Origin of the sequence: Enterovibrio paralichthyis (assembly GCF_019209835.1) — a bacterium.
Lineage (GTDB): Bacteria > Pseudomonadota > Gammaproteobacteria > Enterobacterales > Vibrionaceae > Enterovibrio > Enterovibrio paralichthyis.
Genome location: NZ_JAHUTS010000003.1, coordinates 262,148 through 288,147, shown reverse-complemented (window position 1 = coordinate 288,147; position 26,000 = coordinate 262,148). Strand labels below are relative to the sequence as shown.

Genomic DNA, 26,000 nt, shown 5'->3' with positions numbered 1-26,000 from the left:
CAACAGGGATACGGTATGAGAAAGTTCCTCACTCTCGCCATCTCGATAGCGGTAACATCGGGTTGTTCAATGTTTCCTGACCAAGGTCAGGGGGGCATGGCTGAATCACACTATTCATCCCTGTCCCCTGTTATGGCCGGTGAACCGCTCGGCCCCGAGCACGGGTTGCGGTTTGAGTGGGAACTGGCTGCGCGCCACCTCGATGTACTGGTACTGGAAGGTGCGGAGCTTTGCTTTCCCGCTACCGTCCTTCAGGCGCGGCGCATGCAAGATCGCATCGTGCGTGAATTGCATGGTGGGTTGGAGTTTGATGCGGCGAACGACATCATCATCCAACGCGCTGCGCTAGAGCGCCTTGAAAAGCAGTTGGACGCCGTCAAACGCAGCGGCGCCTGCACCCCAAGCAATGCAATGGGTTACAACAATGTTGCAGACCTCGCTGCGGAAATTTACGCCCTGCTCAACGTCGACAACCAGTTTGCATTCAACTCGCCGGAAGTGAACCCCAAATACATGGGCCACTTGGCAGAAGCGGCACACCTGCTCCGTGACCTGCCGCAATACAGCCTGCACGTCACAGGCCACGCCGATGCCATCGGCAATGAAAGTGCCAACCAGAAACTCTCCCTCGCCCGTGCCAATCAGGTAAAACGTTATCTGCAAATATTTGGACTGGCTCCTTCACGTATCACAGTCGCTGCGGTCGGTGCGGCAGATCCGCTGTTTGAAGGGAAAGCGCCGCAAGACCGGTTGGTTAACCGCCGGGTATCTATCGAACTGGTGGAAACCGCCACGGGAAGTGATGCAGGAGGTGCACAATGATACGGATTTTACTGCTTTTCATGACATTGACCGCCGCCTTCTTTGTCAACGCAAACGGCTACAAAGTGCAGGTTGGCGACCAGATTGCCATTATGCTGCCGGGCGAAGTGAGCCTGAACCAGGAGTTCCAGATTGACCGCCAGGGACGCCTCACCCTGCCAGAAGTGGGCATGATCAACGCGGAAGGCATGACAGAAACAGAGCTTGGCAACGCCGTGCGTGAAACGCTTGGCTCCGTCATCCGCGACCTTTCCTCCCTGCAGGTGTTTGTCAGCAAACGCCAGTTGCTGGTCACTATTCAGGGCTATGTGATGGAGCCCGGTGAGTTCACCCTTGGCCAGAATGCCTCTATCCAAATGGCGCTTTATGCCGCCGGTGGCCTGCGCCCCGGCGCACAGCTCGACAGGTTCCAGCTGCGCCGCGGCGAGAAAGTCACTACCTTTGACTACAAGAAATTCCTCGATACCGGGGACGCCAGCCTGCTGCCAGCCCTTAAATCCCTCGACACCCTGTTTATTCCCGCCTCCCCCATGATTGGCAATGTCGAGCAAAGCTTTGACCCGTCCAAGCTGCCGGACGCTGGCGATGCTGCTGAAGACAGAAAAGCCATAAAGGTGTTTGGCGAAGTACTGCGACCCGGCAGTTTCTCGTCGAAAGATGAAAACAACCTGGTGGATTTGCTGATGCGGGCAGGGGGTGTCACCCGTTACGCCGCCGTCGAGCAAATCCGTGTCATCTCAGACAACGAGCCGAAAATATTCGACCTTAAACTCTACCTCGACTCCGGTGACGAAACCTTGCTGCCCAACATTGTGGAAGGGGCTACTATCTTCGTGCCAAAACAGGAAGAAGAGATCAAAGCCGGATCCAATACCGTTTATGTCATGGGGGAAGTCGCCAAACCCGGCGCGTATGAGGGTAAAGACAACGCCAACCTGATTGATATTCTTGCCAACGCCGGTGGCCCCAACCGCTTTGCCGACAGCCGCCAAATACGCCTTATCCGCCGCGACGGCAGCACGGTACCGTTCGATTTATCCCTGTTCTCTGAAGGCAAAATGCGCGGCCCACTGCCACCCATCAAACCCGGTGACGCCATTTTTGTTCCGGAAAAACTCGACCTGAATGAGAAGTCCTGGCTCAAAGTCGCACCGGATCGCGCCGTACGAGTCCTCGGGGAAGTGGTGCGCCCAAGCCGCGTGGAATGGTCTGATGAAATGTCACTGCTGGATCTGCTCGCTCATGTCGGCGGCCCCACATCCCGCGCAGATACCAGCAAAATCGAGGTGGTGACACCGCTTGGTGGCGACCGCACCAAGGCCACCGTGTTCAACCTCGATACCTTTATCAAAGAAGGCCGTCCGGATTCCGAACTGCCAATGATCCGCGCTGGCTCCACCATTCGGGTGCATGATTTGCCCGATGACCCGTCAGACAACAAATCCAAATGGGTTCGCCAAAGCTCGGACAGCTCCATTTATGTGTTCGGTCAGGTGGGTGCGCCTGGGCGCTACCGCTTCACCGAGCAAATGCATTTTCTCGATATCCTTTCCGCCGCTGATGGCCCTACCCAGAATGCCGACCTGCATAACATCCGCATTACTCATCTGGACGGCAAAACGGCGCGGGTCAGCCGCCTGAACCTCGCCCTGTTCTTTGAAACCGGCGATTCAAACCTGCTGCCCGATGTGAACATTGGCGACACCATCTATGTACCGGAAAAAGATCGTAACTGGCTCGATAAACCGAAAGAAGAAACCGTGCGCGTGCTTGGCGCGGTCAACCGCCCGGGCCGCTACAGCTTTGACGATCACATGACGATTCTCGACTTGCTGGCGGAAGCCGGAGGCCCATCCAACAACGCCTACATCGAGAAAATCACCGTGGTGAACCTTTCTTGCTGCCGTGACCAGGCACGCACGTTCAACCTGTCTGAATTCAGCCGTACTGCCCGCTTCCAGGATCTTCCCGTCTTACGGGTTGGTGACACGGTATACGTGCCCAACAAGGAAGAAAGCACCGCCGAAAAAATCCGCCAGGGCATTACTGATTTGTTCCAAATGGCCGGTATCGCAGCCCTGATAGGAGTGTTGTAATGATTATTTCGCCGTTAAACCTCGAAATTGAACGCATCTATTTTCAGGTTGTACGTAACGACTACAAAACACTGGCGATCACGGCCACAGAAGCGGGTGAAGGTGTCACGTCACTGGCAGCCGCGATTGCCCACCGCTCTTTGCTGGCTGGCCAGTCGACACTGGTTGTCGACCTTAACCTTTATCATCCAAGCCTTGTCAGCCAGGGCATGACAGTCACTACCTACGACAACCATTTCCTGCCCAACCCTGAGCTGGTCGGGATCAAAGATGAAAATGCCTTTTTCACCGGCATTATTGCCCCTTCAAAGCGGGAAACCATTATGGAGCTGCGTCGTCCCGGCTCGCTGGAAACCTACGTCGAGCAATGGCGCAAGGACTACGACCTGATCATTTTCGACACCTCTCCGGTATCACGCCTTAACGCCAACAATATTCCGCCCGAGCGGGTAGCAGCCGCGGCAGACGGCACCATTCTGGTGGTGATGTCCGGGCAGACGACCGAAGCGCAGGCGTCAGAATCAGTGAAAAAGCTCCATGACTCCGGTGCACACCTGCTCGGCTGCGTGATGAATGACATGAACAACCCGTCGCTCAGATCGGAAATCCTGCGGGAAGTGGACAGGCTGGCGAAGCGGTTCCCAAGGCTGACGCAGCGTCTTCGTAAAGCCATTTTTAACAGCCATCTGCTGCCGCTGGAGATTTAAGCCATGGTCTCTGTTGTTCACGAAACCTGTCGCCCAGCCACGTTGGAACGCGTCAGCCAGACGCGGAAAATGATCGCGCAGACCCTGAAAGCGCGAGGGGTCAGCGACCAACTTTCTAATAAGATCCAGCTTTGCTATTCCGAAGCCACCGCCAACCTGCTGGAGCACACAGACCCCATGCCAACCTTTATCGATGTCTGTCTGGAATGCAGCGACGGTAAATGGCTTTTGCACCTCAATGATGATGGGCAATCTTGGGATCCGACCTTGCCGGAAAGGGTACAGTCCCTGGATACCTTTGAAGAAAAAGAAGGGGGGCGCGGTCTGGCACTGATCCAGAGCATGACCGACGAAGTGGAATACACTCACCGTACCACGTTCACTGAAAACCGCCTGACCCTGAAATGGAAGATCCAACAGGTGGCCGCAACCAAGCCCAGCATTCTGATTGTGGAAGATGACGACAGCCAGCGACGCCTGATCACCGCTTATCTCTCCAGCGCGTTCCATGTCGTGGAAGCTGAAAATGGCGAGACGGCACTTAACTATCTCACCACCCACAGTGTGGATTTGGTGATTTCAGATATCCGTATGCCTGGCATGGATGGCATCAGCCTGAAAAAAGCCCTGCACAACCACACCAATACCTTGCTGACTCCGTTTATTTTCCTCACGTATGCAGACAGCCCGGATATCCGCGATAATGCCCTCGGACTGGGCATCGACGACTATCTGGTGAAACCGGTCAGCAAATCCGCCTTACTGCAAAGTGCGCGCCGCGTGCTTCACCGCTCAGAGCAGATATACCGCCAGCTCACCGACAAGGTGAACCAGCGCATCACGCAGGGGCTCACACCATCCCTGCCCTCCCTGTCCCATAACTGGAAAACAGCACTTGCCACGCGCAATACCGGAATTGGCGGCGGCGATGTCGTATTGCACCGCGACACCGCCAATTACTTGATGGTGAATCTGGTAGACATCATGGGGCACGATGTCGCGGCCAAATTCTTTTCCTATGCCTATGGCGGCTACCTGCGCGGTTTGATGTTCCACCTTGAAGACAACGACTCCCCATCTGCCAACCTGCTCAACCGCTTGTCAGATTGCGCGATGGAAGACAACTTATTGTCCCAGGTTATCCTGACCTGCTGCTCTGTATCCATGTTCGATAACGGCACCATCAGCCTTGCATCTGCCGGTCACCCAGCTCCAATCCTCATCACTCCAAACGGCAGCCGCTTTCTCGATGTGGGCGGCATTCTACCGGGCGTGCTCTACGGCGCAGAATACATTCCGTTATCACTTCAGCTTCAACCGGGCGAGCGGATCGCACTCTACACCGACGGTTTATTTGAAGCGGCGGAAACGCAGGAAGACCGCCAGAAGCTCGAACATGATGTGGTTGAAATGCTGCAAATCACCTCGTCACTCCCTCTGGATGAATCCGTCGAGCGTGTGATGCAAGTTTTTGATACAAAAGGGGATTGGCACAGAGATGACGCAACTATCATTTTGCTCGAATGGCAAGGGGAATATGCCGTAACTGGACTAGACTGAAACTAGACGCCTCAAAAGTGAGACACCCATTTTCAGCACAGGATTGCGAGGTTCGGTTTGAAAATCAGAATTAAAACCGTTTTCATCACTGCCTTTTTATTCGTCGTGATCCTTCTGACCACTATGATGGTGTCCACCTCATTCCTTCAGCGAGAACACCAGTCAGATCTCTATCGTCTTGAAGATCACATATCCCAGTTGGTGACAATGGCAAGTAAGCCCTATCTGGAGAGAAAGGATTTCGATGGTCTTCAGTTGCTGGCCGAAGACATTATCGACAGGGCAGGCATTGTCTACCTGACGATTGAGCATGGAAAAGACATTCTGGCTCATGCACACGTACCGGCAAACCCCAATCACAATGTGATTACTGTGCCACTGTATCTCGAAAACAGCGCTCTGGAAGATGTCAATGCCACCGTTGGGTTTCAGTCAGGCTCCTTCCACTCGCTCACTGGCACACTGGGGCAACTTGCCGTGGTCAGTACAATTGGCATCGCCTTGCTGGCAGTGCTAGTCATTCTCGCCATGATTATTCTTGCCCTGCGCCCATTGCAACGCCTGAAGAAACTCACCACGCCACAAGGCCAGACCACCGCAAATACCAATCTGGGTTTTTTCGAAGACATCGACCAGACGGTTTGCCAGGTTGCCGACTTACAAAACCGGTTGGAGAAGAGTTACAGTCAGCTCTACAACTCATTGCGGGAACAACAATACTCCTACAGCGAAGCGCGTCTTATTGAGGAGCAAAGTGAAGCCATTTATAAAGCCTCACACGATGCCATTATTGTTGCCAGCGATGACGATACCATTGTGGAATTCAGCCCGGTGGCAGAGCAGATATTTGGCTGGAAACGCAAAGACATTGTCGGAAAGACCATGGCTGAAACCATTATCCCACCTGCCATGCGCGAGATGCACAAAAATGGCATGAAGCGGTTTCTGGAAACCGGCAAGAGTGTGGTACTCAACAAACGGATTGAGCTCACCGCCATGCGCCGCAATGGCACTGAATTTCCCATCGAGATTTCCATTTCCGCCGCCAAAACAGTAAAGGGGCATCTCTTCGTTTCCTATATCCGGGATATATCAAAACAGCTGCAAAACCAGACAGAAATGAAAATTGCTGCCCGTGCGTTTGAAACTGCGCAGCCCGTTTTTATTGCCGATAACCTTGGCCGTATCATTCGCAGCAACCCGGCTTTTTCAAACATCACGGGGTACAGTGCCAGAGAGGTTATTGGTGAAAAACCCCGCTCCCTGATGACCAATGCCAAAGACAGCCGTTTTCACAAACAGGTATGGCGGATGTTGCACAAGAAAGGGAGCTGGGAAGGGGAAATGCCTTTCCGCCACAAAGAGGGATACGAGATCCCGGTACATCTCTCGATTGTTTCCGTGACCGATGAGAAAGATGTGCTCAGCCACTACGTCGCACATTTCTATGATTTAACCGACCAAAAACGCTACGAAGCCAACCTGCTTGAAGCGCAACAGTCAGCAGAAAACGCTAACCGTGCTAAAAGCCGCTTTCTTGCCGCCATGAGCCACGAAATCCGCACACCAATGAACGGTGTACTTGGGGTATTGGGCTTGCTAAAGGAGACGGAGCTAAATGAGTTACAACGCAAGCTGGTTAATACAGCACGTGGCTCCGGTGAACTGCTTCTCGGCATCATTAACGACATTCTCGACTTTTCCAAAATGGAAGCCGGAAAGCTTTCCCTCGAAAACACCATATTCGACATGTATGAACTGTTCGGACAGACCGTCGATATCGTCTACCCACAGGCAGAAAAAAAGAACCTGAGCCTGACATCACGCATCGCCGATGACGTGCCGCGATACCTAGAAGGTGATGGAGACCGTATCCGCCAGATTTTGCTGAACCTGCTTTCCAACGCCGTGAAATACACCAGCGCAGGCAGTGTGCAGGTCAAGATAAGCTGTATCCACCGTCACCCCTTGTCAGCCAAGCTGAAAATCGATGTGGTCGACACAGGGATCGGTATCGATGCCAAACACATCCCAACCCTGTTTGAAGAGTTCACCATGGCAGAGTCCAGCTACAACCGCAGCCACGAAGGCAGCGGGCTGGGACTGGCTATTTGCCAGCAACTGGTCAATCTGATGGATGGTGAAATTTCCGTGGTCAGCGAGCTGGGTGAAGGTTCAATTTTCACCGCGACCATGACTCTTAATGTCGCGATGAAGCTGACTATCAGCCCCCGTCACCAACAGATACGGACACGACGGAGATCGCGAAGGATCTGCGTATCCTGATGGCGGAAGACAATCCTGCCAATCAGATGGTGCTTCGTACTATGCTCGAATTATCCGGGCTGTCGGTCGATATTGTCAGCAATGGGAAAGAAGCGGTCGAAGCGGTATCCAGCATTCCCTACGACATTGTGCTGATGGACATTTCCATGCCAGGCATGGACGGCATGGAAGCAACCAAGCATATCCGGGCGCTACCGACGTCAGCAAAAGACGTTATCATTATCGCCCTGACCGCCCACGCACTGCGGGGAGACAGAGAACACTTTATCAATCTGGGTATGGATGACTTTGTCTCCAAACCCTTTACCCGCCAGTCCATCATGGAGTGCTTATCCCGCTGGCAACCCCGTCCGCCCAGTAAATCTGAGCCGGTCACCACTACTCTGACAAACGACGACCCCGCCTTAGGAAGTTCAGCAAACAGAGACAGTATCCAAACGGTGGACGACAATGCTGGGATTATGCCGCAAGAAGAAGAGCCAATAGTGAACGAAGCGATCCTTATGCGGTTGGCAGCCGACACCTCGCCTGACGTGGTGCCACAGTTGCTGGAATTCTACATCCGCGACGCCAAAGTGCGGATTGACAAGATCGCACAGGCCGCTGAAGACAAAGACTATTATGCGATCGAATTCGAAGCCCATACCCTTGGTAGCAGTGCTGGCGCACACGGTAATAGTCACCTGTGCAGCTATTGCCGGGAAATTGAAAAAAGCTGCCTGCAGCAACGTTATGACGACGCTGTCAGCCAGGCCGGTGATATCAGGCAAGTGGCCGATGCCTCTTTCGCAGCGCTGGAAGCGCGTTCAGTTCAAGGCTTTACCACAAGCACAAACTGATATCGCATACTGTTCTAACGTCCACAATTCCCGCCGATTTAGATGGTAAGGGAAAAAATCTGACTTACAATTTATACCTAAACACAACAACTTACGTCGCCTATTACTGTAGTGGCAGTCGGTATCAAGGCAAACGCATTTGGGGAAATGACGCATGACATCCACCTACCGCGTGTTGATCATTGAAGACTCGCTTCCGCTGACCAACATTTACCGTCAGTATCTGGCCAAAGAGCCGATTGAACTTGTCTGTCTGGAAACCGGACAGGCCGCGTTGGACTATCTCGAAAAGGCCACGCCTCATCTGATATTGCTCGATCTGAAACTGCCCGACATGTCCGGAGAGAAGGTACTAAAACAGATCAAGGATAAAGGGCTCCCCAGCGCAGTGATCGTCGTCACCAGTCACGGTTCCGTCGATACCGCCGTAGAGCTGATGCGTCTGGGTGCCATCGATTTTCTGGAAAAACCGGTCAGCGCCGAGCGTTTAAAAACCACCGTCCGGAACCAGCTGGAGCACAGCCGTCTGCAGGGTTTGGTGGAAGACATACAAAGCAGTTTTGAACGCAACACCTACCAGGGGTTTATTGGCGCCAGCCTGCCCATGCAGAACGTCTACCGCATTATTGATGCCGCCGCCCCCAGTAAAGCCACCGTCTTTATCACTGGCGAAAGCGGCACCGGGAAAGAGGTCTGCGCCGAAGCCATTCACCGCCAAAGTCCACGTTCCAGTGAACCTTTTGTAGCAATAAACTGTGGCGCAATTCCCCATGATTTAATGGAAAGCGAGATTTTCGGCCACGTAAAAGGGGCGTTTACCGGCGCGAGCAATGATCGCAAGGGCGCAGCGGCTCAGGCCAATGGCGGCACCCTGTTTCTGGACGAAATCTGCGAAATGGATTTGGAGCTACAGAAAAAGTTGCTGCGTTTTATCCAGACCGGACGTTACCAGAAAGTCGGCGCCAGCAAAGAAGAGAGCGTGGATATCCGATTCTTGTGTGCCACGAACAAAGACCCGCTGACAGAAGTGGCTGAGGGGCGTTTCCGTGAAGATCTCTATTACCGCTTACATGTGGTGCCACTGGCGATGCCGCCTCTGCGCGAGCGGGGAGATGACATTCTGGCAATCGCCACCAAGTTTCTGATCAGTTATGCCGCCGAAGAAGGAAAGCGTTTCACCAGCTTCTCTCCTGAAGCAGAAGTGGTGCTGCGGCACTATCCCTGGCCTGGCAATGTCCGCCAGTTACAGAACGTGATCCGTAATATAGTGGTATTGCATGACGGTGACTCGGTCACAATAAAGCAACTGCCCCCGCCGCTGAATGAAACCCTGAGCGATCAGGAAATCCGCTCGATTGCACAAACCCGAGTGTCAGAGCCCGTTACACCGCCCCAGGACATTGCTGCGACGCAGAGTGTTCAGGAGCCGGAAAGTGAGATCCGCCCGTTATGTGATATTGAGCGGGAAGCTATCCAGAAAACCATTGCCTATTGCGATGGGAATGTCCTGAAGGCGGCTGTATTGCTACAAATCAGCCCTTCGACCCTGTATCGCAAAAAGCAGGCGTGGGAAACCGACGAAGCCTGATCGACACCTTTTCACGGAAGAACGCCGCATTTAGCGGCGTTTTTGTTTCTTGTACCAGGCACGTTTCCCTGACTACCCCACTGAGCGTGACTCGCCGGTTTTCACCACATAATGCACCAGCTCGCGTAGCCCCTGGGTTACCGACGTCTGAGCGACAATCCCCAGCTCCCTTGCTGCTTGTGCCGGGCTGCCGATAGAAGAGCGGATATCACCGCGGCGAGCAGGTAAGTAGGCGACGCCCACTTGCGTGCCGGTCAGTGACATCAGGGTAGTCGCCAGCTGGTTGACCGAGAGGGCTTCCCCGCGGCAGACATTGAACACTTCCGGGGTTGTACTTGTCTTTTGCATGGCGGCACGCAGGTGTCTTACCACATCCCCGACATAAATAAAGTCGCGGGTCTGCTCACCGTCGCCGAATATGGTCAAGGGTTCTGAATCCATGATCTTATCAACGAAAATGGAAATTACGCCTGAGTAAGGCGATTTAGGATCCTGGCGCGGGCCAAATACATTGAAAAAGCGCATTCCCGTTGTAGGCACACCATGCACCATGGAGGCCACTCTGGCATGCAACTCAGACCCTAGCTTATCCGCCCCGTAGGCGGTTAAAGGACGCAAGACAGAGCGCTCGCACAGGGGCATCTCTGCATTGTCGCCGTAGACTGCTGCAGATGATGCGTAGACCACCGGCGTTTTGGCTTTGCGCGCAGCATCGAAAACACGGATGCTGCCCGTCAGGTTCACATCGTGGGTATCTACCCAGGCTTCATTGGAGCGTTCTACCGATGCAATGGCCGCAAGGTGAAAGCAGCCATCCATCTCTTCCATTGCATCTTCAAGCACACCGTCATTGCAGATATCCGCCACTCGAACTTCGCAGTGGGGCGGCACATTGCTGCGGTAACCGGTTGATAAATTGTCTACGACCCGGACATGGTGGCCGTCCGCTAACAGCGATTCAACCAGATGAGAACCAATAAAACCGCAACCGCCTGTCACTAAGAAACTTGCCATCTCTGCCTCACTGTTTTTTCAACGTTCTGGCAGTCACTTTGCAAAGGGTTTGCCATGTTTACAGATTTGATGGGTATTCGCAGGCTCTGCTCACTGCCACGTACCGGTACTCATCGCCCTGAGCCGCAGTGTTAATGCGTTTTCTTCCTTATTGCCGCCACATGTTAACCGACCGGAAAGTGCCTTTGTTTTCCCAGTTGCAGCAATCTGTTGCTATCACTTTCCTTCCTTTCCCCTCTTTTTCGTCAAATTGACATGCGCTTTGACGAATCCCACCACCAGGTTTGTCATTTTGAATCAGCTCTCGGCGGCAACTCCATCACTAACCATTAAATTTCAAATAGATAGCTAAGTGGCACTAACTTTGCCTTGCTCTGACTACGACAAGTCTTTTTCATGAATTCAGGTGAAACCACAATGAAGAAAACCAAGATATGGTTAATGTTGGACAGTCGCGGGTTTGGTGGAATTGAATCCCACGTTGAGCAGCTGGCACTTGGTCTTAGCAGTGTCCGGACTGAAGTCACCGTCGTTTTTATCAGTAACTATGGCAGTCATCCTGTACAACGCCGCTTGCTGTACGCAGGGCTCAACTGCGAATCTCTCGATGGACGCTTTGGATCGCTATGGCGCGCCATTAAAAATGGCCGTCCGGACGTTATCCATACCCACGGCTATAAAGCCGGGATTTTGGTGCGCCCCCTTTGCCGCCTGCTAAATATTACCTGTGTCAGCACCTTCCACAGCGGCGAAGACAAAGAAGGCTTAATTAAGCTCTATGACTGGTTTGATCGCCGCACCGCCTTTCTTGCCCACAAGGTATTCGCCGTCAGCCCCCCTATTCTTTCAACCCTACCCTGCAAGGCAGAGCTGGCGGATAACTTCGTGAACATGCGGGAAATCTCGCTTTCAAAAGGTGACCAAATTGCCTTTGTCGGCCGCCTGAGCAAAGAAAAAGGCACCGAGCGTTTTGTCTCTCTGGCCAAACGCTTCCCGCAGCTGGATTTCCACGTCTACGGCGATGGCCCGCTACGAAAACCACTGGAAAAAATCGCCCCTCCAAATGTCACCTTCCATGGCGCACAGGCTGATATGCATAAAATTTGGCCGCGCGTGGGGCTGTTGATTATCCCTTCCCGCGCCGAAGGCCTGCCTATGGCGTCACTGGAAGCCATGGCACGGGGCATTCCCGTCGCCGCCTTCAATGTGGGCGCGCTGGACCAACTTATCCAACACGATAAAAACGGCTGGCTCCTGCCCCAGAACGATGTGAGCGGCATGGTGGATGTTATCCATCGCTGGCGAAACAGCGACTCACAACACCGCGCCCGGATACGAGCCAACGCTGTGCGCACTATCCGTCAACGCTACTCGGCAGAAGCTGTCGTGCCAAAACTGTTGAAAGCCTATTCACAGTAAACAGACGGCCCAAGAGACCGGAGGACATATCATGATGTACACGGCAAAAAACAAACCCACACGCAAGCCGTTGCTATTTGTTCACTACGGCGATAACTGGATTCGTGGCAGTGAGCGCTGCCTGATCGACCTGCTCAACCACATCGACAAAGATGCCTTTGAACCCGTGCTGTGGTGCAACAATGAAGCACTGGCGCATGAAGCCCAAAAGATCGGCATTCCGGTGTATGTCAGCAACTTTACCCTGCTGTTCGGTGAACGCACGCCTAAGTGGGATGTTGTCGGCTACAGCAAACTGATCAAAGAAGGGTTGCGCATCATTGATAAACACAAGATCTCCCTGGTTCACGCCAACAGTGGCGCGCCGCTCCAGTGGCTCAACCTGGTCTCCCGCGCCCGGAAGCTGCCTCTGGTATTGCACCTTCACGCCCGTTATCCCCTGCGCGAACGCATTACGCTCGGCTTGCATCACGCCAGCATGGCTGTCGGTGTCAGCCAACCGGTGGTAGATCAACTGCTCAACGATGGTGTGCACGCCCAGCGGTGTCAGGTTATTCCCAATGGCATTGATGTAGACAGGCTGCTGAGCCAACCAGTTCAGGACATCAGGCACACCTATGGATTGCCCAGTGGTGCGTTTGTTGCGGTAAGTGTTTGCTCACTTATCCATCGTAAGGGCGTCGACCTGTTGATCGAAGCAACCCGGCAGTTACATGAACTGAAACTGCCTTTCCACCTGGTGGTTATTGGCGAAGGGCCGGATCGTGGCATCCTTGAGCAACAAATTGCCGAGAGTGGTCTGCAGGAATTTGTCCACTTAGTGGGTGAAAGTGATGACGTGGTTGGCCTGATGCGCGGCGGTGCCGATCTCTACATGTCTGGCGCACGCGAAGAAGTGTTCGGGCTGACACTGGCGGAAGCCGGTCTTGCCAGACTTCCTGTTATCGCCCCTTGTGTCGGTGGCATTCCAAGCGTGATTAAACACCAGAATGGCGGCCTGCTGGTCTCACCAGACAATGCCCATGCGCTGGCCAATGCCGCCTTCCACCTGTGTGTTAATCCGGAGCGCCGGATAGAGTTGGGGCAGCAAGGATATAAACATGTCACGGAGAATTTCGGCATCACCACCTACACCCACCGCTTCGAACAGCTCTATACCACGCTGCTCAACGACCCTGACATGATGACCCGCTGGATGAGCCACTGGCAGATATCTGCACCGGTCAAAGCCTCGATCAAGTTTATGAAGAACTATGCGGTGGCTGATTCTGCGGGGGCGACACAATGAGCAGCAGAAAACATATCCTGATCCTTGACCCGATACCATTTGCGGGAGGATCCAAGGTGGCAACCAAGCACATCCTCCAGCAGTTAGAAGGAGCGGCAACTCGCATTTCCATCCTGACGGCGGATCCGCAAAGCTGGGCAAAATCAGATGCCAGGATCACCCGCCTTCGCATGCCAAAGAAACTGGAGCGTACCGAACAGGGGATCGCTTATTTTCTTCGTCATGGACTGATTGCACTGCAAGTGCTGTGGCTACGCCTTTTTATCGGCAAGGTCGACGTCGCGCTTGCTGCATCCGGCCCCGGTGTTGACCTTGGGCTATACCTCGCCCGCTTATTGGCCGGGTTTGATATCATCCAGATGATTCACGGGCCTGTTGCCTGCTCACGCACGATTGGGCGGTGTTTGCTGGATGCTGACAAGGTGTTCTATCTCGACTCAACGCGCGATTCACTCAACCGTGCTTTGGAGGCCGCCAGTTCAGCGCTGGATGCTAATGAGTTTTCCCATTTCAAAACTTTCCGCAATGGGCTGCCACGCGAAACATGGCCGACCCAGTGCCAGTATGAGTCCGCCGCCGTTTTCTGGGCTGCCTCCTTGCTGAAATGGAAAGGTCTTGATGTCCTGACTGAAGCGCTGGGACGGCTTACGCCGTCAGAAAGGCCTGAAACCCATGTCTGCTATATCCGTCCCAAGCAAACCAACCTTGCGGTCAGTGATGCGCCTCAGCCTATCAATAAAGTCTTCTGGCACCAGGAGCCGGACAACCTCGATGCTATCCGCTCGGGATGCAATATTTTTGTCTCCACCAGCACCAAAGAGCCTTTTGGCCTTTCCATTCTGGAAGCCATGGCAGCAGGCATGTGCGTGTTGATCCCGGCCGATGGCGCTTATTGGGATAACCAACTGACTGACGGCGAAAACTGCCTCAAATATCAGGCTGATAACGCAGATGACCTGAGGCGCGTACTCAAGCTGGCGCAAAGTGACATGAGAAAGATGAAACAGCTGGGCACCGCAGCCAGTGTTCTGGCGCAGCAATACCGCGCGGAACACTGCTTCTCTGCCATTTGCGATGCCTTAACCCAAACCGCAGGCGGATCGCTGCGGTCACTGACCAGTGATGAGGTGCAAGGATGAAAGCACTGTCCCCGGTTTTAAAGCAAACCCTGCTGTATGGCAGCAGTATGGCGCTGATGAAAGGCATTTCGCTTCTGATGCTGCCTTTTATCACCCACCAGCTGCCACAGGCTGAGTTCGGTAAACTCGAAATTATCAGCAGTATCGCCGCGCTCGGTAGCATTCTGGTCGGGCTGGGACTGGAAGATGCGCTTTACCGCTTCGTCGGCCGCTGCCGTGAAGAAAAAGAGCGCCTGACCATGGCCGCGCGGATATTCACCCTCACCCTGATGGTTTGCTCGCTGGTCATGCCTGTCGCCTGGTTTGCGACAGATTTAATCGGCTCAGATTTGCCAGGCGGACTCACTGCTTATCAACTGAAACTGGTGCTGATCATGCTGGCGCTGGAAGGCTGCATTGCGGTACCGCTTGGCTGGATCCGGATGCAAAACCGCGTCATGACGTTTTTCTGTGTGGCAGTCGGCCGCGCCGGATTTCATGCCGCACTGACCATAGCAATGCTATTGGCAGGGCGTGGTGTGGATGGTGTGCTTGAAGCTGGCGTGATTGCCGCCGTTGTTCAGGCAGCGATCCTGAGTGTTATCCAAATCCGCGAGACTGGCATTGCCTTTTCGTCGCCTGTTGCCAAACAGTCATTGGTCTACAGCCTGCCTATTATGGCTAGCGGGCTGATGGCCTTTACCCTCAACGGCCTTGACCGCTGGGTGCTGGCAGAAGTCAGCACACTAGAAGATGTGGCGCAATTTGGAGTAGCCGCGAAATTCGGCCTCGCGGTGGTGCTCTTGCTGCAACCTTTTGGTATGTGGTGGATGCCCAAACGCTTTGACGTGCTTTATGACGTGAACGGCCGTGAACGCGCCGCCCGCTTTACCTGCTACGGTATTGTCGCCGTGATGCTGATAGCCGTTTTTGTCGCCTTCGCTGCCCCCATTATTATTGGCCTGATGCTGCCGGGAACGTACCAGTTGGCGGCGGCCTTTACGGTGTTTTTGATCATCGCCGCCCTCTTCAAGGAAATGGCAGAACTGGTCAACCTTGGCAGCTTTGCCGGTGACACCACGTACGCCCAAATGGGTAACAACGCCGTCTCTGCCATTCTGGCTGTCAGCACGCTGTGGTGGTGGGGTAACAGCTACGGGGTTTACGGTGTATTGCTGGCGCTGGTCTTTACCCAAGGCGTGCGTTTCCTGCTGTTTTACCTTGTCAGCCAGTACCTTTACCGCCTGCCCTACCCGGTTGGCGCCCTCACCCTTTGCGCCGTTTTCTGCCTGTTCTGGTTGTATGTGGCCAACCATGACTGGTCGATACTGGAAGGTATCGGCTTGATGATCGCCGCGCTGATTTCCACGGCTTTTGTCGCGCAAAAACAGGGGCTGCTGCCTGAGATCGCTTTGCTGGTAAACCGTCGTCAAATCGCCAGAGCTAAACCTTTCAATTGATCCTGATGCGTTACCTTTCCCCATTTTAGCCAGCAATTTGCTGGCTTCTTCTTATGCCAATTCCGCGTCAGGACTCGCTTCAGATATAGGGGTGATTTGCGACCCCTAACACCGTCTAATGCATCAACCCACAGGTAACCGTTTGATTGTGATAGGTTATCAATCACACAATAAAGAGACATCACCCTGGTTCCCAGATACATCGGGTAATCAACAACCCTGGATTCATCAGCATAAGGAAGGAAGATGAACTTAAATCAGGTGACCGTTGCGGTTCACGACATCAATTTGGCTGTCGACTTTTACAAGACGCTGGGCTTGATCCAGATTGTAAGTGCCGATCATTACGCACGTTTTTCATTTCCGGATGGTGATGCCACCTTTTCTGTCTACTTGGATACAGAAAAAGAAGGGCTGGACTGCCGCAGTGTCGTTTACTTTGAACATGAAGCGCTGGATAGCCTTGTTGAGGAGTTAAAAAGCAAAGGCATCAAATTCGACCAAGAACCTACAATGCAGACCTACCTTTGGAAAGAGGCGACGCTCAGCGATCCTTCCGGCAATAAAATCAAACTGTATTGGGCAGGCGAAAACCGGCTGGATCCACCTTGGAAAATCCAAGCAGATAACTGATACCTAATCAGCGCCTGTTAAATCCACAATCCCTTTCGTATTGACTGTCAAAATGACAAAACGCCATGTTACCGCATGGCGTTTTTATCTAACACTCTGATTTTAAACACCTAAAAAACTGGCTCACTTCCTGCTATCTCCTTGAAAAAGGCGCGTACCGGCGTGCCATTACTCCGAGGAGAAATGTTATGTGTGGGATCTTTGCAGCCGTATCAGAAACGTCTGTCACCGCGACGCTGGTGAACGCCAAACATCCCCTGTTCCTCGCCCGTGGCGTCGTGTTCCAGCTGGCGCAGGAAGGGGCACGTAACCTCGCGAAATCGGTAACCGTGGAGTAATTGCCATGACCATGCAAGCGACCCGACACTGGATTAAAAACAGCCCAAGCCCCGTTGCACGCGGGCTGTTCAAAGTCATCAAAGGCGTATTGCAGTTCAGCCTGCCTGCCCCAAAGCTCATCGTGATGCCGCTTTACCGCCTGACGGTGTTGGTACAAAGCGCATGGGCAAACCTGACCCGCACCCTGTGGTGGACGCCAGTGTTCAAGGGTCGTGTGCATCAGGTCGGCCGCGGATTTTACCTCTACGGCGGTATGCCTTATGTCAGCGGCCCTGTTGCCCTTTCTTTCGGCGATAACTGCCGCGTCTCCGGCCACACCACATTTTCTGGCCGCACCTGCAGCCCAACCACACCCCAGCTGATTGTTGGCAGCAATATCGACATCGGCTGGCAGACCACCATTGCTGTCGGCACCAAAGTAGTGATTGGCGACAACGTGCGTATCGCTGGCCGCGCATTCCTGGCGGGTTACCCCGGCCATCCGGTCAATGCCGCTGACCGCGCAGCCGGATTGCCGGAGCTTGATGAGCAGGTCGGCGATATTGTGCTGGAAAACGATGTCTGGCTTGCCACCGGCGTGTCTGTCATGGCGGGCGTCACTATCGGCGAAGGCACCATTGTTGCAGCTGGTAGCGTCGTCACCCATGACTTGCCGCCCTTTGTGGTCGCAGGCGGCGTGCCCGCCAAAGTCATCCGCCCCTTGAGCGACAGGGAGAAAGGACAATGAGCCGTGACCTGATTGTATTTGGCGAAGACTGGGGTGGTTTGCCTTCCAGCACCCAGCACCTGATCCGTTGTATCTCGCAGCAGCGCAAAATTGTGTGGGTCAATTCCATTGGCCTGCGCCGTCCAACCTTGACCCTGCGCGATGCCAAGCGCGTTTGGCACAAGCTTACCGCCAAGTCCGAGCCAAAGGCGGAAAACACAACGCAGTCTGTTCCTGAAAACCTGACGCTGGTGAACCCCTCTACCCTTCCTGCACCGCGCACCCAACTTGGCCGCAATGTGGCTTCCGGCATGCTGGCCAAACAACTCCAGCCCATCCTGAAAAAGGCTGGACTCCATGACCCAATCCTATGGACGTCGCTTCCTACGGCCGTCGACATGTCTGAAAAACTCGATGCTTCGACGCTGATTTATTACTGCGGCGATGACTTTTCCAAACTGGCGGGTGTTGACCACGCCACCGTTGCCCAGCGTGAAAGCGAGCTGGTCAGCAAAGCAGACCTTATCCTTGCCGCCAGCGAAACCTTGTTCAGCCGCTTCCCGTCATGCCGCACCCGATTGCTGCCTCACGGCGTCGACTTCAACCTGTTTTCCACCCCTGCAAAGGTGGCTGCGGATTTACCGCAAAACGGCAAACCCACAGCGGGATTTTACGGCTCACTTTCCGATTGGCTGGATTACGCCCTGCTCCATGAAACCATCGCCAAGATGCCGCACTGGAATTTCGTATTTATCGGCAATACCTGCCCCGCAGCAAAAACACTTAGCCAGCACAGCAACGTCTGTCTGCTTGGCCCTAAAAACCACCACGAATTGCCAAGCTATAGCCAGCATTGGACAGCAAGCCTGCTGCCTTTTACCGACAACGGGCAAATCCGTGCCTGTAACCCTCTCAAGCTGCGCGAATACCTGGCTACCGGGCGACCGGTTATCAGCACGCCGTTTCCTGCGCTGAACGAATACATGCGTTTTGTTTCTGTAGTACGCACCTCTGCCGAATTGGAAGAAGCACTCGAACTGGCTGCCCAAAAAACGTCGAACCATCAACAACAGAAAGCGGTCAGCCCCCACACCTGGGATGCCCGCGCGCAAGAATTATCAACTTGGCTGGATGCACTATGAATTCCCTGACCTACAAATTCCTGATCCTGCTTGATGGCGCATGGCGTCGCCGTTACGTGATTGTGATGCCGCTTTTCATTTTTCCTTTGATGGGGATTGTGATTGGCCTGTTGAGCCCGAAGCAATACGTGTCGCATACCAGCATGCTGGTGCAGGAAACCTCCAAGATGAACCCCTTTCTGGAAGATCTGGCCGTTTCATCCCAGATGAAAGAACGTTTCAGCGGGCTGCAAACCCTGCTGCACAGCCGCCATATTCTCGGCAAGGTGGCGTTGGAACAGGGGCTAGTGGATGAAAACGATCCGCCGGAAAAAATGGATGCGGAGATTGTGCGTCTTTCCAACAGCCTGACCATGCTCACCATCGGCAAGGATGTTATCCGCATCGACTACCGCGCCAGCAATCCTAATGGCATGAAAGAGATCCTGGAAACCGTCAGCGACCATGTGGTCGAGGAGCTGCTCGCACCGGAGCGCTCATCCATGAAAGATTCCAGCTACTTTTTAGCCGAGCACATTGAGTTCCGCCGAGAAGAATTGGATAAAGCGGAAGCGGCGCTGTCAGATTTTCGCAGCAAGCACGCCGACGGCCTGCCGGAGCTTCAGGTTGCCAACTACGCCCGCATTGAACAGCTGAAACAACGCCTGTCAGAAAAAGAGGCGGAAATGGCGGGGGCGCAGAGAAGCCTTGGCGGACTCGACCAGCAACTGTCCAGTACCAACCCTGTAATTGGCAGTATTGAAGATCAAATCGTCAAACTGCGCAGCGAACTCGCCCTGCTGAAAGCCCGCTATACCGACCAACACAGCCTGGTTCAGGGCGCCTTGCGCAACCTGCGCCGCCTTGAAGAGCAGCGGGCGCAACTGGTCGCCACCACCCAACAAACCATCGATACCAACCAGCTTTGGGACATTGCCAGCAGTGCACGCATGAATGCCGATGGAGAGTCCCAACCTTTGCTGATCTCCCAGCTCGAAAACCTGCAGTCCGCCCGCAGCAAAGTGGAAACGCTGGAAGAAGAGACAGCCAGCCTGCGCAAGATGATTGATGAGCTGCAACAGAAAACCAATATGTCCGGTGAGAAAGAACAGAAGATCCGCAAGTTGGAGCGGGATCTGGAAGTCAAACGCGCCCTGTTCCAGGAGCTGTTGACCCGCCATGAAAAAGCCCGTTTAACCAGTTCACTTGGTGTCTTTGAGCAGGACAAGCGTATCAAGATCATTGACCGCCCTTACTCGCCCAGCGCCCCGAGTAACCTGCCACTGGCCGTGTTTGCGATTGCCGGCTTGGTCGGTGGTCTATTCCTTGGCTGTGGGCTGGCCATTTTGATGGAGCTTACTGACACCACGATTCGCCGCATTGCCACGCTGGAAGCCATTGCCGGTGCCCCCGTCCTTACCCGCATTCCCAATATCAAGCAGGAATTCCCTGCGCTGGGTTCCCAAATGGAACCGAAAGTCCTTGATGTGAATTGAAGGAGCATTCGATGAAAAACTGGCTGCTGGCACTGCTTCTCATCCCCATGTTTGCCAATGCGGAACTTCGCCTTGAAAAAGCCGCGCTTGCGGATGCGCTGGATACCACCATGCTGGTGATTTCAGGCAATAACCCAGCTTCAAGCGATGCCATTGTGGTGATCCGCGCCGATGACAGCCGCAATCCTGGTTATGCCGATCGCGCGAACATTGAGCGGGTGATCCCACCCGGTGAATTTCACCTCGATGTGCCTTTTGCCAGTTTCCGCACCCCAGCTGGAAGACAGCTAGACCTGTCTGCACTGGAACAAATCATTGTCTTTGCAGGCAGGGAAACGGAAGGGTTTGTGATTCAGGATGTGTCGGTCAACAACCCGCCACCGCTGGGGAAGGGTATTTTTGCCTGGGATCTTGGCCCGGTAGGCAGCGCCATCTGGCCAGGGTTTAACCCCCTTACGCCCGATTCCCCATTACTGGCCGGGCACTATCTGCAGGGCATAGACAGAAGTGCTCGGATGCAGGCGGCCGATGCCCTGACATCTGACGGTATCCGCGGCATTGAAACCATGGCGTTGCCCCTGCCTGCCGGTAAATGGAACATCACATTGTGGTTGCGCGACCCCGGCGAATGGGAATACCTTCCCCACCCGCTGGAGCGTGAAATCCGCGTGGATGGAAGAACCGTGTTCCAGCAGCGCCGCAACCCACAGGCGTGGATTGATGAAGTCTACCTTGGACGCCAGAACGAGAAAGTGTCGCCCCGCAGCAGCAGTTGGGAGCATTTCGGCGAACGAAAAAGTGACCGCGTCACTTTTAATGTCAGCAGCTCTGGAAAACCTGTCCTGCTTTCCCTGCTTGGCGATACATCAGATGCGCAATTTGTCAGCGCCATTCTCGCCGCACCGGCATACAACCCACAAGTGCTGGAGATGTTGACCCGTCAGCGAAAACTTTGGTGGGACAGAAACTGGCCAGTTGCGGACTGGACAAAATGGCCAACCGGCCAGCCACGCCTCAGCGCCCGCCAGTCAAGCCTGGTCGCCGCACCAGATACCTCTGTGCTGGTCACGTTTGACTTTGAACAAGGCAACCTGCCCGGCGCCCCCTTAGTTGTTGTTAACCAGCCTCAACACCGTGGAAAACGCCTCCATGCCGACTGGCACTGGAGCCAGTGGCAACTCACCCGCACCCACTTAACATCCACCCTGCTTGCGCCGAATGATGACTATTTCCGCCACGGCATGATGCCGGAAAATGACGGTGTTGCCCTGCCCAGACGTTTGGTCGTTCGGGTCGGGATCCCTGCGAATGCGCAGCCTGGCGACTATAAAGGTCAGCTTCAGGTGAAAATGCAGGGGACAACCTTGAGTGCGCCTTTCTCGGTATCCGTGGTGAATACCACCATTCCTGCGCTGAATAAACCTGTCGGGATCTATCTTGAAAAGCCGGTGCATTTTGGCTGGTTTCCCGAGACCAACAATCTGGGGATAGATGCCATGCAGTGCGATTTGCGTTATCTGCATAAACTGGGACTGACCGGCATATCGCCGCCCTACAGCACGCCCCGCGACGAGAAATCGCGCGCCGAATTCAACCGCCTATCCGATGCACTGGCTACCCGTGGTTTTTTCTCACCCCTCGCGTATGCCCCGGCAAAACGCCTGACCCAGGCGTTGGGGGTAGGCAATGCCGCCATGGCGGTGCAGGAGATCGAAACCGAATACAAAAAACGCCTGCAACCGACACCTTATTGGTCGATTGCCGATGAACCGAGCAACCCCGGCAACAAGGATCTTTTCCTCGACATGCACAAAAGCTTTTCCATGTTGGCGCCGGAAGCCAAGTTAGCCGGACACCTCAACAGCCGCGAAGACAGGGCCTACCTTTCGATGTTCGATTTGGTTCTTATCAACGATGGTTTTGGCATTGATGTGGATGACGTCCAGGAAACTCAAAAGGACGAACGGGAGGTCTGGCTTTATAACCTGCCACACCCCCGCGCAGCGGCCGGGTTTTACCTTTGGCGCTCCGGCGCGGATGGCTTTTTGAAATGGCACGGCAGGATGCCGACTGCCGATCCGTTCGATCCTACCGATGGCCGCGAATTTGATGTGCAGCTTCTTTACCCTTCGGCACAGCCCTGCCCGGATGCCCCGGACATCCATGCAGATCTCTATGAGATCGCCCAGGGCATTGTTGATCACCGCTGGCTTCAATGGCTGGAAGAGGCCGCCGAAACCAACCCAAACGCAAAGTCGCTGTTATTGCAGATGACCAAACAGGTACCCGATACCTGGGAAGGGATGCTGGAAATTGATACCGCGATGCTCGAAACATGGCGCGCCCAGATCATTGACCTCGCCCGCTGACTCTCAGGGAGATTCTCAGAATGAGAAATCTCCCCGGAATTAGCGGAGAAAACCAGCACTGCCGATATATTTCAACGAGTTAAACAGCAATCAGAAAGTGGCACATCCTGTGCAAATACACGGATAACGACAAACGCACTGTTTGAGGTATCCATGAAAACCATTGTTCAGGTTGTACAGCATTTACGCCCCGGCGGGCTGGAAGTCATGGCGCTTGAGTTCATGAATTTTTCCCGCCACCGCCACAATATGAAAATCGTAAGCCTTGAAGGTGACCTGGAATCTGCCATCAAGGCATGGCCGCGCCTGGACAGCTACAAAGACCAGCTGATATTTATGAACAAACCGGTGGGCTTTTCCCTCTCCCTGATCCGCGATTTGAAAAAAACGCTGAAAAGTCTGCAGGCCGATGTCGTCCATACCCACCACATTGGCCCCTATTTCTATGGCGGCATCGCATCCCGCTTGTGTGGCATTCCTCACATGCATACAGAGCATGATGCATGGCACTACAACAACCGTCGCCACCGACAGCTTCACCGTCTGGTTTCGCTGGTCGCCTCCCCGGTTAAGGTCGCGGATGCGGACATCGTGGCCGACAACATGCGTAACTTGCCGGGAAACCGAGATTTACGGGTGATTAAAAACGGTGTTGATGTCAGTCGCTTTGTTCCAGGTGTCAAACACCACGCCCGTCGTGCATTCGGATTGCCACAAAACGCAAAACTGCTGGGTGCCAGTGGTCGACTGGAAGAAGTAAAGGGTCACGGCGTATTGATTGCTGCACTGGCCGCACTGCCGCAAAATTTTCATCTGGCCATTGCCGGTTCCGGCTCTTTGGCTGAGCAACTGAAAAACCAGGCTCGCAACCTGTCGGTTGAAAAACGGGTGCACTTTCTCGGTCATGTTGAGGATATGCCCCGTTTTTATCAGGCTTTGGATCTTTTTTGTCTCCCCTCGTTTAACGAAGGTTTTCCCCTTGCCCCGCTTGAAGCACAGGCTTGCGGTATTCCTGCTGCAGTCACCGATGTCGGCGGCGCAACGGAAACCCTGTGCCCAGAAAGCGGCTTGGTTTTGAGAGCTGGAGATCCCGCTGAGATGGCAATCAGGATCTGTTCCTACATTGCCCATCCTCCTGCAGCTTGCCCACGGGAGTTTGTGAAATCTAACGCGGATGTGCGTGGCATGGCACGAGCCTACGACTCATTGGCAGAGGGGATGTGTTATGGCGCATGAACTGATTTTCTGGATGACGGCCACCAGCATTGTGTTGGTGATATACCACCACGTTGGCTACCCACTCTTGCTGAAAATGCTGGTGCGCCTTTGCCGCACCTCACAGGAAGAAACCAGCAATGAACAAAACATGGCTGAGCTACCTTCCATCACGGTGCTGATGCCTGCCTATAACGAAGCGCAATGGGTCGCGGAGAAACTGCGCAACCTTGCCGCCCTCGATTACCCACAAGACAAACTGGAAGTGGTGCTGGCCTGTGACGGTTGCACTGACAACACCGCAGCCATCGCTAAAGCCACAGCGCAAGAACCCCTGTGTGCTGGCCTTAACCTTCGCGTGATTGAGTATGTGGAGAACCACGGCAAAGCCATAGTGATCAACAAAGCGATGGCGACTATCAAAAGCGAAGTGGTTGCCTTAAGCGATATTTCAGCGCTCATTTCCTTTGATGCACTGACGCTCGCTGCCGCCCACTTCAGCGCACCGGATGTTGGGGTAGTCAACAGCCGCTACTGCCTGCTTAAACCCGGCGAAGGCGAGCAGCAATACTGGGATTACCAGAACAAAATCCGCAGCAATGAAGCAGCAATAGGGTCATCGCTCGGTGCCCACGGCGCACTTTACTTCATTCGCCGCGAACTTTTCTCTCCCTTTGAATTCGACACCATCAATGACGATTTCATCCTGCCGATGAAAATCGTGGAAAAAGGCTACCGCGCTGTGGTTCAGGAAGAAATCCGTGCGGTTGAACTGGAGCCAACCAACACCCAGCAGGATTTCCGCCGCCGACTGAGAATTGGTGCCGGAAACTGCCAGCAGTTGTTCCGCTTATTGGGCTGCCTGAATCCCAGGCTTGGGGGCGTGGCCTTCACCTTTGCTTCCAGCAAGGGGCTCAGGGTAGTGATGCCGTTCCTGATGCTGACTGCGCTGATTGGCAGTGCTCTGCTGGCGCTGGAAAATCTCTTTTTTGCCGTCGCAGCAGGCGGACAGGCGACAGCATATGGCTTGGTCATGCTCTGGAGCCTCACAGGTTACCAGCCCAAATCCAGACTGTGCCGGGCACTGGCCTATCTGGTTGCCGGACACACAGCCAATGCCATTGGCACATTGCGATATATCACCGGATTGGAAAAAGGCCGCTGGCAACGCGTCTAGCCCTTTTCATTGCGTTTTTTAGAGGATGATGAAATGAACGTGAATATGAACACTCACATGGACATTAACCCCATCACAGCAAAAGCCAAACGCGCGATGGATATTGTGTTGTCAATGATTGGCCTGACTCTGACACTGCCACTTTTTCCACTGATTGCGCTGGCGATCAAACTTGATAGCCCCGGGCCGGTTTTTTACCGCCAGTTACGCATCGGCCGCGCTACGCCAGAATGCAGCCTGCTGTTTTTTATGATTAAATTCCGCACCATGCGCACAGATGCTGAAGCCGCCAGCGGTGCAACCTGGGCGGCGAAGTCAGATCCGCGCATCACCCGCATCGGCCGCTTCCTGCGTAAAACCCGGTTGGATGAACTGCCCCAGTTTTTCAATGTGCTGACCGGCGAAATGTCGCTGATTGGCCCACGTCCGGAACGTCCCGGTTTCTACCAGAAACTGGAGAACGAAATTCCCTACTTTGTCGAACGTACCTATGGCGTCACCCCGGGAATTACCGGTCTGGCGCAGGTCAACCAGGGTTATGACACCTGCATTGAGGACGTTCGCTCAAAAGTCGGATTTGACCATTCCTACGCCCTGTCTCTCTCATCGCCGCTGTCATGGCTGAAAATGGACATTTACATCATTTTCCGCACCTTGGTTGTTATGGTGTGCGGGCGCGGACAATAAGGCAAACTGCCAGAAGGGCGCGGTGTTGAAGTACACCGCGCCTTTTTATTTTCACCCTCT

At 54.1% G+C, this 26,000-nt stretch carries 21 protein-coding genes; 20 read left to right on the top strand and 1 reads right to left on the bottom strand.

Features of this window, described 5'->3' with window-relative positions:
* Window positions 1–15 precede the first annotated feature (15 nt).
* The 7 genes from KU854_RS05535 (at window position 16) to KU854_RS05510 (ending at window position 9,898) form a co-directional block, all read left to right on the top strand.
* Window positions 16–822 carry an OmpA family protein gene (locus tag KU854_RS05535; protein ID WP_054779155.1) on the top strand — a complete coding sequence of 269 codons (807 nt, stop codon included), beginning with the start codon at window positions 16–18 and terminating at the stop codon, window positions 820–822.
* Entirely contained in the window at window positions 819–2,918 is a 2,100-nt protein-coding gene (locus tag KU854_RS05530; protein ID WP_218357449.1) for an SLBB domain-containing protein, read from the top strand. Before KU854_RS05535 ends, KU854_RS05530 begins: the two co-directional genes overlap by 4 nt.
* The gene (locus tag KU854_RS05525; protein WP_054779154.1) at window positions 2,918–3,625 is read left to right on the top strand and encodes a P-loop NTPase family protein; all 708 of its coding nucleotides are present in this window, start codon (window positions 2,918–2,920) and stop codon (window positions 3,623–3,625) included. The genes KU854_RS05530 and KU854_RS05525 overlap by 1 nt, the downstream gene beginning before the upstream one ends.
* A 3-nt stretch (window positions 3,626–3,628) precedes the next feature.
* The gene (locus KU854_RS05520; protein WP_218357448.1) at window positions 3,629–5,185 is read left to right on the top strand and encodes a SpoIIE family protein phosphatase; all 1,557 of its coding nucleotides are present in this window, start codon (window positions 3,629–3,631) and stop codon (window positions 5,183–5,185) included.
* Window positions 5,186–5,242: 57 nt separating this feature from the next.
* Window positions 5,243–7,471 carry a PAS domain S-box protein gene (locus KU854_RS05515; RefSeq protein ID WP_255555431.1) on the top strand — a complete coding sequence of 743 codons (2,229 nt, stop codon included), beginning with the start codon at window positions 5,243–5,245 and terminating at the stop codon, window positions 7,469–7,471.
* Window positions 7,471–8,310: a response regulator gene (locus KU854_RS24785; protein WP_255555430.1), complete on the top strand. Its 840-nt coding sequence runs from the start codon at window positions 7,471–7,473 to the stop codon at window positions 8,308–8,310. Before KU854_RS05515 ends, KU854_RS24785 begins: the two co-directional genes overlap by 1 nt.
* 154 nt (window positions 8,311–8,464) lie before the next feature.
* On the top strand, window positions 8,465–9,898 hold the full coding sequence (locus tag KU854_RS05510) for a sigma-54-dependent transcriptional regulator (RefSeq protein ID WP_218357447.1): 1,434 nt from the start codon (window positions 8,465–8,467) through the stop codon (window positions 9,896–9,898).
* Window positions 9,899–9,970: 72 nt separating this feature from the next.
* Here the strand turns inward: KU854_RS05510 and KU854_RS05505 are convergent, their stop codons facing one another.
* Complete coding sequence (locus KU854_RS05505; RefSeq protein ID WP_218357446.1) at window positions 9,971–10,912, bottom strand: NAD-dependent epimerase/dehydratase family protein; 942 nt, start codon at window positions 10,910–10,912, stop codon at window positions 9,971–9,973.
* A 417-nt stretch (window positions 10,913–11,329) separates the two neighbouring features.
* Between KU854_RS05505 and KU854_RS05500 the strand changes: the two genes are divergently transcribed.
* The 13 genes from KU854_RS05500 to KU854_RS05440 all read left to right on the top strand — a co-directional run bounded on the left by KU854_RS05500 (window position 11,330) and on the right by KU854_RS05440 (window position 25,940).
* Window positions 11,330–12,331, top strand: coding sequence for a glycosyltransferase family 4 protein (locus KU854_RS05500; RefSeq protein WP_054779187.1), 1,002 nt, complete (start codon window positions 11,330–11,332; stop codon window positions 12,329–12,331).
* A 31-nt stretch (window positions 12,332–12,362) separates the two neighbouring features.
* The gene (locus tag KU854_RS05495; RefSeq protein WP_218357445.1) at window positions 12,363–13,619 is read left to right on the top strand and encodes a glycosyltransferase; all 1,257 of its coding nucleotides are present in this window, start codon (window positions 12,363–12,365) and stop codon (window positions 13,617–13,619) included.
* Entirely contained in the window at window positions 13,616–14,758 is a 1,143-nt protein-coding gene (locus KU854_RS05490) for a glycosyltransferase family 4 protein (RefSeq protein WP_218357444.1), read from the top strand. The genes KU854_RS05495 and KU854_RS05490 overlap by 4 nt, the downstream gene beginning before the upstream one ends.
* Window positions 14,755–16,197, top strand: a complete 1,443-nt coding sequence (locus tag KU854_RS05485; protein ID WP_218357443.1) for a lipopolysaccharide biosynthesis protein — start codon at window positions 14,755–14,757, stop codon at window positions 16,195–16,197. The genes KU854_RS05490 and KU854_RS05485 overlap by 4 nt, the downstream gene beginning before the upstream one ends.
* Window positions 16,198–16,443: 246 nt before the next feature.
* Entirely contained in the window at window positions 16,444–16,830 is a 387-nt protein-coding gene (locus tag KU854_RS05480) for a VOC family protein (protein WP_218357442.1), read from the top strand.
* Window positions 16,831–17,018: 188 nt separating this feature from the next.
* Window positions 17,019–17,168 (top strand): hypothetical protein, encoded by a 150-nt coding sequence (locus tag KU854_RS05475; protein ID WP_218357441.1) that lies wholly within the window; start codon window positions 17,019–17,021, stop codon window positions 17,166–17,168.
* 5 nt (window positions 17,169–17,173) lie between these two features.
* Window positions 17,174–17,896: an acyltransferase gene (locus KU854_RS05470; RefSeq protein ID WP_218357440.1), complete on the top strand. Its 723-nt coding sequence runs from the start codon at window positions 17,174–17,176 to the stop codon at window positions 17,894–17,896.
* Window positions 17,893–19,017: a glycosyltransferase family protein gene (locus KU854_RS05465; RefSeq protein ID WP_218357439.1), complete on the top strand. Its 1,125-nt coding sequence runs from the start codon at window positions 17,893–17,895 to the stop codon at window positions 19,015–19,017. The genes KU854_RS05470 and KU854_RS05465 overlap by 4 nt, the downstream gene beginning before the upstream one ends.
* Window positions 19,014–20,492: a GumC family protein gene (locus KU854_RS05460; RefSeq protein ID WP_218357438.1), complete on the top strand. Its 1,479-nt coding sequence runs from the start codon at window positions 19,014–19,016 to the stop codon at window positions 20,490–20,492. Before KU854_RS05465 ends, KU854_RS05460 begins: the two co-directional genes overlap by 4 nt.
* 11 nt (window positions 20,493–20,503) lie before the next feature.
* Window positions 20,504–22,861, top strand: coding sequence for a hypothetical protein (locus KU854_RS05455; RefSeq protein WP_218357437.1), 2,358 nt, complete (start codon window positions 20,504–20,506; stop codon window positions 22,859–22,861).
* 153 nt (window positions 22,862–23,014) lie between these two features.
* The gene (locus KU854_RS05450; RefSeq protein WP_218357436.1) at window positions 23,015–24,097 is read left to right on the top strand and encodes a glycosyltransferase; all 1,083 of its coding nucleotides are present in this window, start codon (window positions 23,015–23,017) and stop codon (window positions 24,095–24,097) included.
* Window positions 24,087–25,253: a glycosyltransferase family 2 protein gene (locus KU854_RS05445; protein WP_218357435.1), complete on the top strand. Its 1,167-nt coding sequence runs from the start codon at window positions 24,087–24,089 to the stop codon at window positions 25,251–25,253. The genes KU854_RS05450 and KU854_RS05445 overlap by 11 nt, the downstream gene beginning before the upstream one ends.
* A gap of 33 nt (window positions 25,254–25,286) precedes the next feature.
* The gene (locus KU854_RS05440; RefSeq protein WP_255555429.1) at window positions 25,287–25,940 is read left to right on the top strand and encodes a sugar transferase; all 654 of its coding nucleotides are present in this window, start codon (window positions 25,287–25,289) and stop codon (window positions 25,938–25,940) included.
* Window positions 25,941–26,000: the final 60 nt, after the last annotated feature.